Annotated in this window: 14 protein-coding genes; 7 read left to right on the top strand and 7 right to left on the bottom strand. The window is 59.8% G+C overall.

Annotation, left to right across the window (positions count from 1 at the left end; genetic code table 11):
* Positions 1–155 precede the first annotated feature (155 nt).
* Complete coding sequence (locus tag E5180_RS02440) at positions 156–908, top strand: SDR family NAD(P)-dependent oxidoreductase (RefSeq protein ID WP_138922997.1); 753 nt, start codon at positions 156–158, stop codon at positions 906–908.
* 257 nt (positions 909–1,165) lie between these two features.
* Here E5180_RS02440 and E5180_RS02430 read toward each other — a convergent pair whose 3' ends face one another.
* The 5 genes from E5180_RS02430 to E5180_RS02410 form a co-directional block, all read right to left on the bottom strand.
* On the bottom strand, positions 1,166–1,942 hold the full coding sequence (locus E5180_RS02430; RefSeq protein WP_138922995.1) for a gamma-glutamyl-gamma-aminobutyrate hydrolase family protein: 777 nt from the start codon (positions 1,940–1,942) through the stop codon (positions 1,166–1,168).
* 75 nt (positions 1,943–2,017) lie between these two features.
* On the bottom strand, positions 2,018–2,443 hold the full coding sequence (locus tag E5180_RS02425; protein ID WP_093732656.1) for a GlcG/HbpS family heme-binding protein: 426 nt from the start codon (positions 2,441–2,443) through the stop codon (positions 2,018–2,020).
* Positions 2,444–2,529: 86 nt separating this feature from the next.
* Positions 2,530–4,671 carry a malate synthase G gene (locus tag E5180_RS02420; RefSeq protein WP_138922994.1) on the bottom strand — a complete coding sequence of 714 codons (2,142 nt, stop codon included), beginning with the start codon at positions 4,669–4,671 and terminating at the stop codon, positions 2,530–2,532.
* A 105-nt stretch (positions 4,672–4,776) separates the two neighbouring features.
* Positions 4,777–4,941, bottom strand: coding sequence for a DUF2256 domain-containing protein (locus E5180_RS02415; protein ID WP_093732658.1), 165 nt, complete (start codon positions 4,939–4,941; stop codon positions 4,777–4,779).
* Between the two features lie 111 nt (positions 4,942–5,052).
* Entirely contained in the window at positions 5,053–5,349 is a 297-nt protein-coding gene (locus E5180_RS02410) for a hypothetical protein (protein ID WP_138922993.1), read from the bottom strand.
* Between the two features lie 115 nt (positions 5,350–5,464).
* Here E5180_RS02410 and pepN point away from each other — a divergent pair, with 115 nt between their 5' ends.
* Positions 5,465–8,017, top strand: coding sequence for an aminopeptidase N (pepN, locus tag E5180_RS02405; RefSeq protein WP_138922992.1), 2,553 nt, complete (start codon positions 5,465–5,467; stop codon positions 8,015–8,017).
* Positions 8,018–8,105: 88 nt separating this feature from the next.
* On the opposite strand, the gene E5180_RS02400 is transcribed toward pepN, so the two are convergent.
* A complete protein-coding gene (locus E5180_RS02400; RefSeq protein WP_138922991.1) occupies positions 8,106–8,951 on the bottom strand; it encodes a lytic transglycosylase in 846 nt (281 codons plus the stop codon).
* Between the two features lie 240 nt (positions 8,952–9,191).
* On the opposite strand from E5180_RS02400, the gene E5180_RS02395 reads away from it, so the two are divergent.
* The 4 genes from E5180_RS02395 to E5180_RS16085 all read left to right on the top strand — a co-directional run bounded on the left by E5180_RS02395 (position 9,192) and on the right by E5180_RS16085 (position 13,382).
* Positions 9,192–10,472, top strand: coding sequence for a hypothetical protein (locus E5180_RS02395; RefSeq protein WP_254700517.1), 1,281 nt, complete (start codon positions 9,192–9,194; stop codon positions 10,470–10,472).
* A gap of 112 nt (positions 10,473–10,584) precedes the next feature.
* Positions 10,585–12,114, top strand: a complete 1,530-nt coding sequence (gene gatB, locus E5180_RS02390; protein WP_138922989.1) for an Asp-tRNA(Asn)/Glu-tRNA(Gln) amidotransferase subunit GatB — start codon at positions 10,585–10,587, stop codon at positions 12,112–12,114.
* Between the two features lie 79 nt (positions 12,115–12,193).
* Positions 12,194–12,661 (top strand): thioesterase family protein, encoded by a 468-nt coding sequence (locus E5180_RS02385; protein ID WP_138922988.1) that lies wholly within the window; start codon positions 12,194–12,196, stop codon positions 12,659–12,661.
* Between the two features lie 46 nt (positions 12,662–12,707).
* A complete protein-coding gene (locus tag E5180_RS16085) occupies positions 12,708–13,382 on the top strand; it encodes a hypothetical protein (protein ID WP_441351433.1) in 675 nt (224 codons plus the stop codon).
* 10 nt (positions 13,383–13,392) lie between these two features.
* On the opposite strand, the gene E5180_RS02375 is transcribed toward E5180_RS16085, so the two are convergent.
* A complete protein-coding gene (locus E5180_RS02375; protein ID WP_138922987.1) occupies positions 13,393–13,650 on the bottom strand; it encodes a BolA family protein in 258 nt (85 codons plus the stop codon).
* Between the two features lie 74 nt (positions 13,651–13,724).
* Here E5180_RS02375 and E5180_RS02370 point away from each other — a divergent pair, with 74 nt between their 5' ends.
* On the top strand, positions 13,725–14,351 hold the full coding sequence (locus E5180_RS02370) for a J domain-containing protein (RefSeq protein ID WP_138922986.1): 627 nt from the start codon (positions 13,725–13,727) through the stop codon (positions 14,349–14,351).
* Positions 14,352–14,498: the final 147 nt, after the last annotated feature.

Genomic DNA, 14,498 nt, shown 5'->3' with positions numbered 1-14,498 from the left:
CGGACATAATTAGAACAGCGATTTGCACCATCAATAGCGCTAACAGCCGCATTTAGGGTTTGCGACGTTGCGTGAAAACGCGCGCGCCCTTGCACCTGCCCCTCGCTGCCGACAGCATGCCCGTCATCACGTTCCATTTCATAAGGGAGAGCAGAATGGACCTACAGGGAAAACACGCACTGATCACAGGCGGCGGCACCGGCATCGGGCTGGATATCGCACGGGATTTGGCGGCACGGGGCGCGCACGTAACGATCACCGGCCGCCGCCAAGAGGTGCTCGATGAGGTTGCGGGCGACAATATGACCGGCATGGCGATGGACGTGCGCAGCGAAGACGACGTGGTGGCCAAGATCGCCGCAGCCGTCAAAGCCCACGGCCCGATCCAGATTTGCATCCCCAACGCCGGTATTGCCGAGGGCAAGGCCGTGCATAAGACCGATATGGAATTCTGGCGCAACATGATGTCCACCAATCTGGACGGTGCCTTTCTTACGATCCGCGAATCGTTGAAGACAATGCGCGACACCGAATGGGGCCGGGTCATTGCGATCTCTTCCATGGCCGGATTGCGCGGCCTGCCCGGCGCGGCGGCCTACTCTGCGTCGAAACACGGGATGATCGGGCTGATCAAATCACTGGCCGCGGACTATCTGGGGCAGCCCTATACGTTCAACGCGATCTGCCCTGGCTACGTGGACACCCCGATCGTATCGCGCAACACCGCGTCAATCTCGGAACGTGCTGGTATTTCAGAAGAAAAAGCACGCGCGATCATGGTGAATTCAAACCCGCATAAACGTCTGATCGACGTGTCCGAGGTCACAGCTGCCGCCACATGGCTAACCGGCCCCGGTTCGCAAAGCATCAACGGACAGTGCATTCAGGTCACCGGCGGCGACATGTAACTGCGTTGCCGGTCATAATTTGTTAATTTTGGGGCGGCTAAGGTCGCCCCATGCATAAGATCACAGCCCCCCTTATACCGCCCCGAGATGCCGCAGCCTTTCGCAGCTGCCGGATAAGGCGAGCGTCCGGCAAGCGGCCTCAAAAACCTGCCGTGCAACACAGCGATTTCACCTGGAAAAAGATCGACACATTGACGGCACGTTATTTTTCTCACCCCGTCGAATCATCGCGACGGCGCATCACGTTGACAGAGGGATCAGGCTGATTTCAGCATCCGCTGTTGTTTGCTGTCGGCCCAAGCTTGCGCTGCGGCACCGAACCTTTCGAACAAGGGACGCGACACAGGGTCATTCCCCGCGTCCCATTCTGGATGCCACTGCACGGCGAGCGTGAAACCGGGGGCGTCCTTGATATAAATCGCCTCTGGCGTGCCATCCTCGGCGAAGCCGTCGATGATCACGCGCGGGCCCGCGGCCTTGATCCCCTGCCCGTGCAACGTGTTGGTGCGCACCTTTGGCGCACCCAGAAGCTCGTGAAACACGCCGCCTTGGGTAAAGGTCACATCGTGACGCAGCTCGAATTTCTGCTCCATCGTGCCATCGGGCGGCATGCGGTGGTTCATCCGTCCCGGCAATTCACGGATCTCAGGGTAGAGCGTCCCGCCCATGGCCACATTGACCTCTTGGAACCCACGGCACACGCCAAAGAACGGCTGTCCCCGCTCGACACAGGCGCGCACAAGCCCAAGGGCAATGGCGTCGCGGGCACGGTCAAAGGTGCCATGCGCCTCTGTCGCGGACTCGCCATATTCTTCGGGGTGCACATTCGGTCGCCCGCCGGTCAACAAGAAGCCGTCGCAGGTTTCAAGCAACTCGTCGACCGACACCAAGGACGGGTCGCTGGGAATGATCAACGGCAAACAGCCAGACACCTGCGCCACCGCGATGGTGTTCATCGTGCCGGCCGCGTGGATCGGGTATTGGTCATTCAACAGGCTGGTGTTTCCGACAATACCAACAACAGGACGCGCCATATTCAGCCTCAGATTTTGATTTCACTCAAAGCCTACCGCGTCCTCAATCCGACCTCAACACCCCAAAGCCCACCGCTATTCCTCACCGATCAGCCCTGCAGCGCCAATCCCGGCCAGCGCAGCCAGTACATCATTGTCAGATGTATCCCCGGTCACGCCCAGCGCGCCGATCACAACGCCCGCCGCGTCGCGCAGCAGCAAACCGCCCGGTACAGGCACCACGGCCCCGCCATAAACACCGTTCACCGCCGCCATGAAATAGGCTTGCTGCTCGGCCCGCGCCATTTGCGCCCGCCCGGCCATACCCAACATCACCGCGCCATAGGCTTTGCCGTGGGCGATGCCGAACCGGCCAGGGGCCGCGCCGTCTTCACGCTCGAACGCCTGCACGTGGCCGCCTGCGTCCAGCACCACGGCTGACAGGGGTTTCAACCCCAGCTCGTGGCCCTTTTTAAACGTTTCGGCGATCATGATCCGCGCCTGCTCTAATGTGACTGTCATCCTATCCTCATCTTTGCTTCATTTTGCTAAGTAAACTCCGGGGAGCACGAGGGGCTTGGCCCCTCGCCTCTTCCGGTAAGACACGTTCAGCCTTGTGCGGCCTTCAGCTCCAACCGGCGTGCGTGCAGGACAGGTTCGGTATAGCCCGACGGCTGCACGCGCCCTTTCAGCACCAGATCGCAAGCGGCCTGAAAGGCAATCCCGTCAAAGCCGGGGGCCATCGGCTGGTAAAGCGGATCGCCCGCGTTCTGCCGGTCCACGACGGCGGCCATCTTTTTCAGCGCTGTGGTCACCTGATCCTCGGAAACCACCCCGTGGTGTAGCCAATTCGCCAACGCCTGGGCCGAGATGCGGCAGGTCGCGCGGTCTTCCATGAGGCCGACGTCATGGATGTCCGGCACTTTTGAACAGCCAACGCCCTGATCGACCCAGCGCACGACGTAGCCCAGAATACCCTGAGCGTTGTTCTCTACCTCCTGTGCGATATCGGCGTCAGATAGGTTGCGCCCCGCAAGTACGGGGATCGTCAGCAGGTCTTCCAGCGTACCACGGGCACCGCCCCGTTTGATCTCGTCCTGACGCGCCAGAACATCGACGGTATGATAGTGCATCGCGTGCAACGTCGCAGCCGTAGGCGATGGCACCCAAGCGCAGTTTGCGCCTGCTTTGGGATGGCCGATCTTGGCGTCCAGCATGGCTTCCATCAGATCAGGCATGGCCCACATCCCCTTGCCGATCTGCGCGCGCCCCTGCAGGCCGCAGGCCAAACCGATATCGACGTTGCGATCCTCATAGGCGCTGATCCACGGCGCGTTCTTCATCTCGCCCTTGGGCACCATTGGCCCTGCCTCCATCGAGGTGTGAATTTCGTCGCCCGTGCGGTCGAGGAAACCGGTGTTGATAAAAGCAACGCGGGACTTGGCTGCACGGATACACTCGGCAAGGTTGACCGATGTGCGACGCTCTTCATCCATGATGCCGAGTTTGACGGTATTGGCCGGCAGCCCCAGCGCGGTCTCTACCCGGGTAAATATCTCATCCGCAAAGGCAACTTCTTCGGGCCCGTGCATCTTGGGTTTGACCACATAGACCGAGCCCGCGACCGAATTGCGCATTCCGCCCTTTTTCTTCAGATCGTGCATCGCGAGCAATGTTGTGACCATCGCGTCCATCAGGCCTTCGCCGATCTCCAGCCCGTCGCGGTCCAGAATGGCGGGGTTGGTCATGAGGTGACCCACGTTGCGTACCAGCATCAACGACCGCCCCTTAAGCGTCAGCGTACTGCCGTCCGGGGCGGTGTAGTCGCGATCGCCGTTCATCTCGCGCGTCACCTGCTGGCCACCCTTTTCGAACGTCTCGGAAAGATCGCCCTTCATCAGGCCCAACCAGTTGCCATAGGCGACAACCTTGTCTTCGGCATCCACAGCGGCAACGCTATCTTCGCAATCCATGATCGTAGACATCGCGGATTCCAGCAGCACATCGGCCACGCCTGCCCGATCGGTTTTGCCAATGTTATGCGCAGCGTCGATCTGAATTTCGATGTGCAAGCCGTTGTTGCGCAGCAAGATCGCGTCAGGCGCAGCCGCATCCCCGCGGTAGCCGATAAACTGCGCCGCATCTTTCAACGCAGGTGTCAGTGCCCCGTCTGCGACGGCATAACCGGTCACATCCGTATGGCTGCCAGAGGCAAGCGGGGCTGCTTCATCCAGAAACGCCTTGGCCTGCACCACAACCCGCGCGCCACGCTCTGCGTCATAGCCCTTGCCCTTCGGCAAATCCCCTAGCGCATCTGTGCCGTAATACGCGTCATATAGGCTGCCCCACCGCGCGTTGGCGGCGTTCAGGGCAAAGCGGGCGTTGGTAATAGGAACGACCAGCTGCGGTCCGGGGACCTGCGCGATTTCGGGATCGACACCTTGGGTATCAATCTCGAATGCGGGGCCTTCGGGCACGAGATACCCGATCTCACGCAGAAAGGCATTATAGGCGTCGGCGTCATGGTTCTGGCCGGCGCGGTCTTTGTGCCAAGCATCTATCTTGGCCTGCATCTCTTCACGCGTCTGCAACAAGGCGCGGTTTTTTGGCCCCAGATCATGCACGAGATCACTTAGCCCCGCCCAGAACGTGCCCGCATCAATGCCAGTGCCGGGCAACGCCGAGCCTTCAATAAATTCTACCAGTTCGGCGGCAACCTGAAGGCCGTTCTTATCGCTACGCTGTGTCATCTCTTAGCTCCTGTTGCTCGCATGGATATCGCTTTGACAACAGGCTTAGAAGGTATGCCAGCGTGGGGCAACATTTATTGGTAATAATATATTACCAATGCGCAGCTATCTTACCGCTCGGCCGCAGAGACCCCCCGCCTTCCGACACCTCTCAGAGCAGTATTTCACCGCTTCCCAATCGCGCGCCCACTTGCGTCGCCAGCTAAAGGGCAGGCCACAACGCTGGCAGATCTTTGTTGGCAACTCTGACTTTTTGCGCATTTTCGCCATGGCACTTCCCTCGTTCGCAATGCAGCACGCAAAAAAAACGGCAGACCTTGTTGCCAAAGTCTGCCGTCCAAATCGTTAAATTCTCAATCGTTAATTATGCGCCGCGGAAACTCAGTTACTTTCGTTCGTTCCCGGTGCGACGGGATCAACCGGCGCGGCGTTTGTATCATCAGCTTGCGATGCGCCATTGGGTTCGGCGTCGCTCACGGCGGGCACGGTGCTATCGGTGGTGATGCCTTGTGTCGCTTCCTCTGCCGCGGGCTGATGATCTTCGCGGCCATTACCGATCAGAATAAATCCGAGAATGGCGGTGATGACGACGCCGAAGATGATCGCCCCCTTTACGCCAAGCAGCGCAGGCTTGTGCTGTTTCTCTTGCTTCTCAATATTTGTGTCGGGTGCAGACATGGTGCCCTCCGATGGGTCGGTGTAGGTTGCTCTTATCGGGTGGCGACCTTGCAGGCGCCATTGTGCAGGACTAACTTGAACATTGGACATTCGGTTCCAAACAGAAGGAAAATACATGCGCGACGCTGCTCCCCAGACGATATACTTGGCCGACTATACCCCCTACGGCTTCATCATCGACCATGTCGCGCTGCATTTCGATCTGGACCCACGCAAGACCCGCGTCAAAAGCCGGATTGCCTTCCGCCCCAACCCCGACACCAGTGACCGCAGCTTTTTTCTACATGGTGAAAACCTGTCGCTTGTCTCTGCCGCAATTGATGGCACGCCGGTATCGCCCGAAGTCACCCCCCAAGGGCTAACCTGTGACGTGCCTGACGCTCCGTTTATCTGGGAAGCCGAGGTGGAGATCGACCCGCAGGGCAATACCGCGCTTGAGGGGCTTTATATGTCGAATGGCATGTATTGCACCCAATGCGAGGCCGAAGGCTTTCGCAAGATCACCTATTATCCCGACCGCCCCGATGTGATGGCGGTCTTTACTGTCACCATCAACGGCCCGCACCCCGTTCTACTGTCCAACGGCAACCCCGTCAGCAGCGATACCGACACAGCTGAATGGCATGACCCGTGGCCCAAGCCCGCCTATCTGTTCGCGCTGGTTGCTGGCGATCTGGTCGCACATCCCGGAAGCTTCACCACAAAATCGGGCCGCGCCGTCGATCTGAACCTCTATGTACGTCCCGGTGACGAGGGCAAATGCGCCTTTGGCATGCAGGCGCTCAAGGACAGTATGAAGTGGGACGAAGACGTCTATGGCCGTGAATACGATCTTGATCTGTTCAACATCGTTGCAGTGGATGATTTCAACATGGGCGCAATGGAGAATAAGGGGCTGAACATCTTCAACTCCTCTGCCGTGCTGGCCAGCCCCGAAACCTCGACCGACATGAACTTTGAGCGGATCGAGGCGATCATCGCGCATGAATACTTCCACAACTGGACCGGCAACCGGATCACCTGCCGCGATTGGTTCCAGCTGTGCCTCAAGGAAGGGCTGACCGTTTACCGCGACAGCCAATTCACCTCTGACATGCGCTCGGCTGCGGTGAAACGGATTGGCGATGTGATCGATCTGCGCGCCCGACAGTTTCCCGAAGACCAAGGCCCGCTAGCCCACCCCGTGCGGCCCGAAAGCTTTCAAGAGATCAACAACTTCTACACCGCCACGGTCTACGAAAAAGGTGCCGAGGTGATTGGCATGCTCAAGCTGCTGGTCGGTGATGAGGCATATTCAAAAGCGCTCGACCTCTTTTTTGACCGTCACGACGGGCAGGCCTGCACCATCGAAGATTGGCTGCAAGTGTTCGAAGACACCACTGGCCGCGATCTGGCGCAATTCAAGCGCTGGTATTCCCAAGCCGGCACACCGCTGTTGTCCGTTACGGAAAGCTGGGATCACGGCACGTTGACGCTGCACTTTAAACAGCACACGCCGGCCAGCGATGCCACAGCCGATGCGCAGCCTCATGTGCTGCCGATTGCCGTCGGGCTGATCGGTCAAGACGGCGACGAGGTCGAGGAAACAACGGTGCTCGAGATGACACAGGCCGAACAGAGCTTTGTCTTTGACGGTCTGGGGACGCGACCCGTCGCATCGGTGCTGCGCGGCTTTTCCGCGCCCGTGGTCCTGACCCAAGACCTGTCGGACGCAGATCGTGCGCATCTGCTGGCCCATGATACAGACCCCTTTAACCGCTGGGAACAGGGGCGCATGCTGGCCTATGGCTCCCTGTTGGGGATGATCCGCGATGGCAAGGCCCCCAACAAGGACTGGCTGGCCGGTATCCGTGCGGTGATCGGTGATGAAACTCTTGATCCGGCGTATCGTGCGCTGATGTTGGGCCTGCCGTCGCAATCTGATCTGGCCCGCGCACTGGCAGAGGCGGGTGACACCCCCGACCCTGACATCATCTATGCCGCTACCGAGGCGACCCGCGCCGCGATGGCAGAGGCTTTTGCCGATCTGCTGCCGACGCTCTATCGCCGTCACACGGTCGACGCTCCGTTTGAACCCAACGCGAAACAAGCGGGCAAGCGGGCGCTGTCCAATGCTGCGCTGTCCCTGTTGACGCGCAATGACGAAGGCGCACTGGCGCAAGAACAGTATGACGCGGCTGACAACATGACCCAGCAGCTTTCCGCGCTGGCCAACCTGATCCGCACCGGTCGCGGCAACAAAGCCGTCGACGCGTTCGAGGGACAATGGAAAGCGGACCGGCTGGTCATGGACAAATGGTTTGGCCTGCAAGTGATCGAAGCCGACCCCGAAGACGCCCACGAAGTCGTCGAAACGCTGACCAAACATCCCGACTTCAACTGGAAGAACCCCAACCGTTTCCGCGCCGTGCTGGGGGCCTTTGCCGCGCACCACGCGGGCTTTCACCATGCTTCGGGCGCAGGCTACCGTTTGCTGGCGGACTGGCTGATCAAGCTTGATCCGGTGAACCCGCAAACCACCGCGCGCATGTGTTCAGCGTTCCAGACGTGGAAGCGCTATGACAGCGACCGCCAAGCGATGATCAAGACAGAGCTGGACCGCATCCTGTCGCAGTCTGGTCTGTCGCGCGACACCACCGAGATGCTGTCGCGTATCCGCGGTGCGTGATGAAAACTGAGGTGTCCCGCATGGGGGCACCTTGCCCCCGCTTATGGTGGTCGCAGGACGGTTCTGAGCATAGGCTGATTGATCCACCTCAGGGGCGGGCTTTTGGGCGCACAGCGTCAAGCGGTTTGCAATAGGTCTGCCGCTTTAACCAACCCGCCATGTCATGGCGCTTTGCGGGGCTGCGCATGGGGCCCCAATCGGCGGCCACGCCTTTTCCGCCGCGCCCATAGATCACACCGTCGCGGGGCACCGTGACCGTCATGATCCGTATTGCGCAGCTCAGGTTCGCGCCGCCGTTTTGCAGACTAGCGCCCGTGCCAGCATTGCACCCATAGCCGCGTGCCGTGGCAGGTAAAATCTGTAGCAACCCATACCAAAGCCCGCCGCCACCGACGGCGCGCGCTTTATAGGTGCTTTCATATTTTGCGAGGGTCGACATAAACCCGACCCAGAACGCGCGACGATCCGCGTCCGAAGCGGTGGGATAGGCAGGGCACCATTCTTCGACATCGGCGGGCACCATATCAACCAAGGGCTTGCCATGAGACTTCAGCGCCGACAGCGCTGTTCGGGTCCAGATCGCGTGACCGCGCCGATGTTGCCACCTTGTGCGCGGGATAACCGCGCTGCGCGCAGGCGGAGAGACATCGTAAAGGGTGATCGGTGCCGCAGTGGTAAGGTCAGGATTGGACGCGCCGCCCTCTCCGGCCAGCGCAGGGGCGGGTTCGATCGGGGGGGCCGTCGGGGTCGTAGCAGACGCAGGGTCACTGACCGCGCCGCGCGCGATAGGGCGCAGAACATTCACCGTCTCGGCAACAGCGGGCAGCGTCATGCCCCCCCACAGGCAAAGCGCGATCACAGCAGACCCAAGAATCACGCGCGGCGAGCCATCGCGCCGCAGTCCTTTGCGGCGTGCACTATTCTTTACAGACATTTGTCCCCCCACTCGTATTCGCGCACAACATAGCGCGTTCCGCGCCATCGTCTCCAGTCTTTGAACAATCAGGCATTATTCAGCCTTAAACTGCTTTCCAGCGGTGGGAAAATCCCAGACTGACCACCGCGATGCCATCTTGGTGCCTAAATATCCCGCCAGTTTCATCAGCAGAAGACGGGCTTACCCAAGACTGGACAGACGATGCTGCACCTCAAGAATTTATTCAAACGCAAAAGCATGCCAACGCTGCTGTTGGAAACAGACGACCTTGGTTGTGCACCGCGTCGCCGCGAACCCCGTGCGCAGGGGCAAGAAACGCCTGCCCCCTCTGCCCCTGCGCGCGCCGACACTGTCCCGGCGTCACCGCAAGAGATGCTTTGCATCGACTGCCCCGATCCCACTGCCGAAGACCGCCTATGCGATGAAAACCACCAACTCGGGCAAAAGCTTGTGCGACAGGAAAACTGGGCTGGTCTGTCCAAGGCAATTCGCCGCGCTGACGCAGACAACACTCTTACCCCCGGATCTATGCCTGTGGCCGAGCTGATGGCCCTTGGTGCGCGCGCTGATGTTGTGATGGCAACGGAACACGCGATCGAAGATGTCGACAGCGGCTTTGCCAAAGCGTTGCTCAGCGGGATCGAGGATTTCGAACATGTGCTGGATGCGCATCAAGACGATTATGTCGTCGCCTGTGTCGTCGCCCAGGCCCATATCGACATCGGCTGGGCCTGGCGCGGTAAGGGCGAAAGCACCGTGCTGCCCCAACGCAACCGAGACGCCTGCATCGCCCACTTTGAGCGCGCCGGAGAGATTATCGCGCCGTTCATCGAACAGCACCCCACCAGCGCGCTGGTTGCGGCGACCCGTTGTGCTCATGTCAGCGGCCCGCTTCACCACCAAGGCGGGCTACGCGAAAGCTACGAGCAGCTCATTCTGCTCAACCCGCTCAACCCTCGCCCGATGCGCGCCTTGGGCAACCACATGCTGCCTCGCCACCACGGTGGCTATACCGAGCTTGAGCTTGAGGCGCGCCGCACCGCCGCACGTGTGCAGAATGTCTGGGGTGCCGGTGGCTATACCTGGGTTATGTTTGACGCCATCTGCGCCGATGACACGGCTTGCGCCAATCTGGACGTTGATTATTTCATCGACGGGCTGCGCGATATTCTAGCCCATCATTCGACCGCGTATTGTGCGAACCTACTGGCTGCCTATTGCGCCAATATGCCAAGCTTTGGCGGTGGCGGGGATGAACGCGCCGACAATATCCGCGCCCAAATCGGGGCCTGCACCGACTGGATCATCCGCGCACATCTGACCGAACTCCACCCGATGATCTGGGCCCACGCGGCCCACGGGTTCAACAATAACCTGCGCATCCGGTCGCCCCATAAATTCGCAGCCTCGGGCCGCGACGACGCGATGCAAGTCATAAACAGCCTGTTTCGCTCCGAACTCGCATCGGGGCAACGTATTGTGTTCACCAGCAACGGTCCGCAAGCAATGACCGCCTAACACCGACATCCAAAGCGGATCAGCACACGCATTGGCGCTGCCCCCCTCTTGCAGCACCCCGCCCCCTGTCTTATGACCAAGGCGTTCTGTTTCTGACGCCAAAGGTGCCCCCATGCTTGACCTGACCTATGACACCCCCAAAGTGCGCACCATTGCGGGTGCCAAACATGACTGGGAACTGGTCATCGGGATGGAGGTTCACGCGCAGGTAATGTCGAACGCGAAACTCTTTTCCGCCGCTTCGACAAAATTCGGCGCAGAGCCCAACAACAACGTTTCCTTCGTGGATGCGGCCATGCCTGGCATGCTGCCCACCATCAATGAATTCTGTGTCGAACAGGCCGTGCGCACGGGTCTGGGCCTCAAGGCCGAGATCAACCTGCACAGCGCCTTTGACCGCAAGAACTACTTTTACCCCGATCTACCGCAAGGCTATCAGATTTCGCAGCTGTACCACCCCATTGTGGGCGAAGGCGAAGTGCTGGTGGAGATGGGGGCCGGGGTCGCAGGTGAAAATCCTACGGCGCGCCTGGTGCGTGTGGAACGCATCCACCTGGAACAGGACGCGGGCAAATCGATTCACGATATGGACCCGAACATGTCCTTTGTGGACCTGAACCGCACCGGTGTCGCGCTGATGGAAATCGTCAGCAAGCCCGACATTCGCGGCCCCGAAGAGGCTGCTGCCTATCTGACCAAGCTGCGCCAGATCTTGCGGTATCTTGGTACGTGCAATGGCGACATGCAGTCGGGCGCGATGCGTGCGGATGTGAACGTGTCGATCTGCCTGCCCGGCCAATACGAAAAATATCAGGCGACGCAAGACTTTAGCCACCTCGGGACGCGCTGCGAAATCAAGAACATGAACTCCATGCGGTTCATCCAACAAGCGATCGATGTCGAAGCAAAGCGCCAGATTGCCATCGTCGAAGCCGGCGGCGAAGTGGTGCAGGAAACCCGTTTGTTCGATCCCGACAAGCAGGAAACCCGCTCCATGCGGTCAAAGGAAGAGGCGCATGACTACCGCTATTTCCCCGACCCCGATCTGCTGCCACTGGTGATCGAACAGGCGTGGGTTGATGACATCGGTGCCAACCTGCCCGAACTGCCCGACGCCAAGAAAGCGCGCTTTATCAATGACTTTGGCCTCAGCGACTATGATGCGTCGGTTCTGACCTCAGATCTGGACAGCGCGGGCTACTTCGAGGCGACCGCACAGGGCCGAGATGGCAAGATGACGGCGAACTGGGTGATCAACGAACTCTTCGGCCGCCTCAAGAAAGACGAGAAAGCCATCACCGACAGCCCCGTCAGCCCTGCCCAGCTGGGCGGCGTTATCGACCTGATCGCGTCTGATGCGATTTCCGGCAAGATCGCCAAGGACCTGTTTGAAATCGTCTATACCGAAGGCGGTGACCCTGCCTTGATCGTCGAAGAACGCGGGATGAAGCAGGTCACAGACACCAGTGCTATCGAGGCCGCGGTGGACGAGATCATCGCCGCGAACCCCGATCAGGTTGCCAAAGCGCGCGAGAATCCGAAGCTAGCGGGCTGGTTCGTCGGGCAAACGATGAAGGCCACCGGCGGCAAGGCGAATCCGAAAGCGGTGAACCAGATCGTTGCACAAAAACTGAACGGCTAAGACGTCGGGCCGGGGTTTACCAAAGCCCCGGCCCTTTTCTCGCCACGCTCCCCCTCTGACACGCTTTGAAAGGTCATTTATGGACACGCCCTTCCGGTCATCGCCGCGCCTTGTACAGCCCGAGTGGATCGACTTTAACGGCCATTTGAACATGGCTTATTATTCGGTGTTGATGGATAACGCGGTCGATGATGCCTACCATCAGATCGGGTTCGGACCAGAGTATCAGAAGACAGGCCATACCACTTATGTGGCCGAATTCCACGTCTGCTATCTGCGCGAGTTGCACGAGGGCGCGTCGACCTATTGCACGTTCCAACTGCTCGACTTTGATGAAAAGCGTTTCCATTCGTTTACGCAGCTCTGGCACGAAGACGGCTGGCTGGCTGCCACCGGCGAAGCGCTGACGCTGCATATCGACCAGTCTGGCCCCCGTGTGGCCCCGATGCCCGCCGATATTATGGCCCGGCTAGAAGCGATGAAATCGGCCCACGCGACGTTACCTTATCCTGAACAGGCCGGCCGCAAAATCGGACTGAAACGCTGATCCGCGCGCCCTTGTTTGACCTCCTTTGACCCGAAAGCCAGCTCATATGCCACGCTATGAATACAAAGTTGTACCCGCCCCCACCAAAGGGCTGAAGGTCAAGAATATCAAAGGCGCTGAAGCGCGGTTTTCCCATGCGCTTCAGGAGCTTATGAATGGTCTTTCAGCTTACGGCTGGGAGTATCAGCGGGCAGAGACTCTGCCATCGACTGAACGCGTGGGGCTGACCGGCAGCACGACGGAATGGCGCAATGTACTGGTGTTTCGCCGCCTACGCGAGGAGGCGCCGGACACGGCCCCTACTGAGCTTCTCCCCCCACCGTCAGACGCCATGGAAAAGCCCGAAGCCACTGCCTTGAACGCGGACACGGACAAGACAGTGGACGAAAGCTATTTCGAGGATCAGCACGGTGAAACCGACGAGGACGAGGAAACGGCGGAGGTTGCTCCGTCAATGCTGAACGCGCTGGCGTCGCGGCGCAAATCCAGCACGGTTGAAATACCCGCCGAGACCAAACCCGAGGGCGGACAGCAAGCATCAAAGACGGAAGCCAAGACCGACACCCAGACAAAAGCAAACGACGCGACCGAGGAAAAACCCGCAGGCGATCCCCAGACAAAGTCCGTGGACGAAAAAGGCGCGAAGGCTTCGGATGAAACAGAAGCCGCCCCCGCATCCGAAGACGCCCCCGCCCCCAAGGTCGCTAAGACCCCGGACTAAGGGGCCCCTGTCAGACGTCGAGATCCAGCGCCAGTGCATGAATGCGGCCGATCAAGTCGGGGCCAAGCGCCTCATGCACGGCGCGGTGCCGCGCAACCCGGGACAGCCCCTTGAAATGGGCGGCCCGAATTTTCACATTAAAATGACTTTCACCCCCCTCGCGGAAGCCGCCATGTCCACGGTGGCTTTCACTATCGTCAACGACGCTTAACTCCGATGGTGCAAACGCCTCTTCCAGCCGGTCGGCGATTTCTTGTGTCACTGACATTTTTTAGCTTAGCCCCCTTCAATCTCACAGCCCAAGGTCTAAACTGACCGGCCTGAGTCGGAAAGGTCCATATCATGCCCAAAAGTGATCCCTTTGGATTCGACATGTCTGTGTCGTCTTCAAAAAAGAAAAATCCCCGCGGCCGTCGCGGGATGTCCGGTGCGTCCGAGACATCACAACGCGTCTGTTCACACGAAGGCTGCGAGGAAGCCGGCAAATACCGTGCGCCAAAAGCACCTGACGTGCTGGATGACTATTTCTGGTTCTGCCAGCAGCACGTGCGCGAATACAATCTCAAGTGGAACTTCTTTGACGGCACCACAGAGGCCGAATTGAACGCCCAGCAATCCAAGGACAAAGTGTGGGAACGCACCACCAAGCCGCTTGGCGATCCGGAAGCACGGGCCTGGGCGCGTTTGGGCATCGAAGACCCGCATCAGGTCTTGGGCAAAAACGCGACGCAGAACCCCGGCAAGGGGCCAGCCGCCGGACGCCGCCTCCCCCCCACAGAACGTCGCGCGCTGGAAATCCTCGAGGCCAAGGACACCTGGAGCAAGCCAGAAGTGCGCAAGGCGTATAAGGCGCTCATCAAGGTCCTGCACCCCGATATGAACGGCGGTGATCGCAGTCAGGAAGAGCAGTTGCAGCTGGTCGTCTGGGCCTGGGACCAGCTCAAGGGCAGCCGCAACTTCAGGGACTGACGCCGCGCCATTCCGGCAGGCCGTGGGCATCGGCCACCGCGTGAAGCGCGTGCCATAGACAGAGAGACGGGGCGGTGCAGATAGGTGCGCCGCCCCTTTTCCGTCCCCCGCAGGGCTTTGCGACTTTGCCGCAGGTGCGAATTGCCC

Origin of the sequence: Sulfitobacter sp. BSw21498 (assembly GCF_006064855.1) — a bacterium.
Classification (GTDB): Bacteria; Pseudomonadota; Alphaproteobacteria; order Rhodobacterales; family Rhodobacteraceae; genus Sulfitobacter.
This window is presented reverse-complemented; position numbering and strand designations above follow the sequence as displayed.

What these genes read in the sequence shown, in the direction of transcription:
- E5180_RS02415 (WP_093732658.1), bottom strand. Translation starts at nt 4,941, where the DNA reads ATGGCGAAAATGCGCAAAAAGTCAGAGTTGCCAACAAAGATCTGCCAG.
- E5180_RS02400 (WP_138922991.1), bottom strand. Translation starts at nt 8,951, where the DNA reads ATGTCTGTAAAGAATAGTGCACGCCGCAAAGGACTGCGGCGCGATGGC.
- E5180_RS16085 (WP_441351433.1), top strand. Translation starts at nt 12,708, where the DNA reads ATGCCACGCTATGAATACAAAGTTGTACCCGCCCCCACCAAAGGGCTG.
- E5180_RS02375 (WP_138922987.1), bottom strand. Translation starts at nt 13,650, where the DNA reads ATGTCAGTGACACAAGAAATCGCCGACCGGCTGGAAGAGGCGTTTGCA.
- E5180_RS02440 (WP_138922997.1), top strand. Translation starts at nt 156, where the DNA reads ATGGACCTACAGGGAAAACACGCACTGATCACAGGCGGCGGCACCGGC.
- E5180_RS02370 (WP_138922986.1), top strand. Translation starts at nt 13,725, where the DNA reads ATGCCCAAAAGTGATCCCTTTGGATTCGACATGTCTGTGTCGTCTTCA.
- E5180_RS02410 (WP_138922993.1), bottom strand. Translation starts at nt 5,349, where the DNA reads ATGTCTGCACCCGACACAAATATTGAGAAGCAAGAGAAACAGCACAAG.
- E5180_RS02385 (WP_138922988.1), top strand. Translation starts at nt 12,194, where the DNA reads ATGGACACGCCCTTCCGGTCATCGCCGCGCCTTGTACAGCCCGAGTGG.
- E5180_RS02420 (WP_138922994.1), bottom strand. Translation starts at nt 4,671, where the DNA reads ATGACACAGCGTAGCGATAAGAACGGCCTTCAGGTTGCCGCCGAACTG.
- pepN (WP_138922992.1), top strand. Translation starts at nt 5,465, where the DNA reads ATGCGCGACGCTGCTCCCCAGACGATATACTTGGCCGACTATACCCCC.
- E5180_RS02395 (WP_254700517.1), top strand. Translation starts at nt 9,192, where the DNA reads ATGCCAACGCTGCTGTTGGAAACAGACGACCTTGGTTGTGCACCGCGT.
- E5180_RS02430 (WP_138922995.1), bottom strand. Translation starts at nt 1,942, where the DNA reads ATGGCGCGTCCTGTTGTTGGTATTGTCGGAAACACCAGCCTGTTGAAT.
- E5180_RS02425 (WP_093732656.1), bottom strand. Translation starts at nt 2,443, where the DNA reads ATGACAGTCACATTAGAGCAGGCGCGGATCATGATCGCCGAAACGTTT.
- gatB (WP_138922989.1), top strand. Translation starts at nt 10,585, where the DNA reads ATGCTTGACCTGACCTATGACACCCCCAAAGTGCGCACCATTGCGGGT.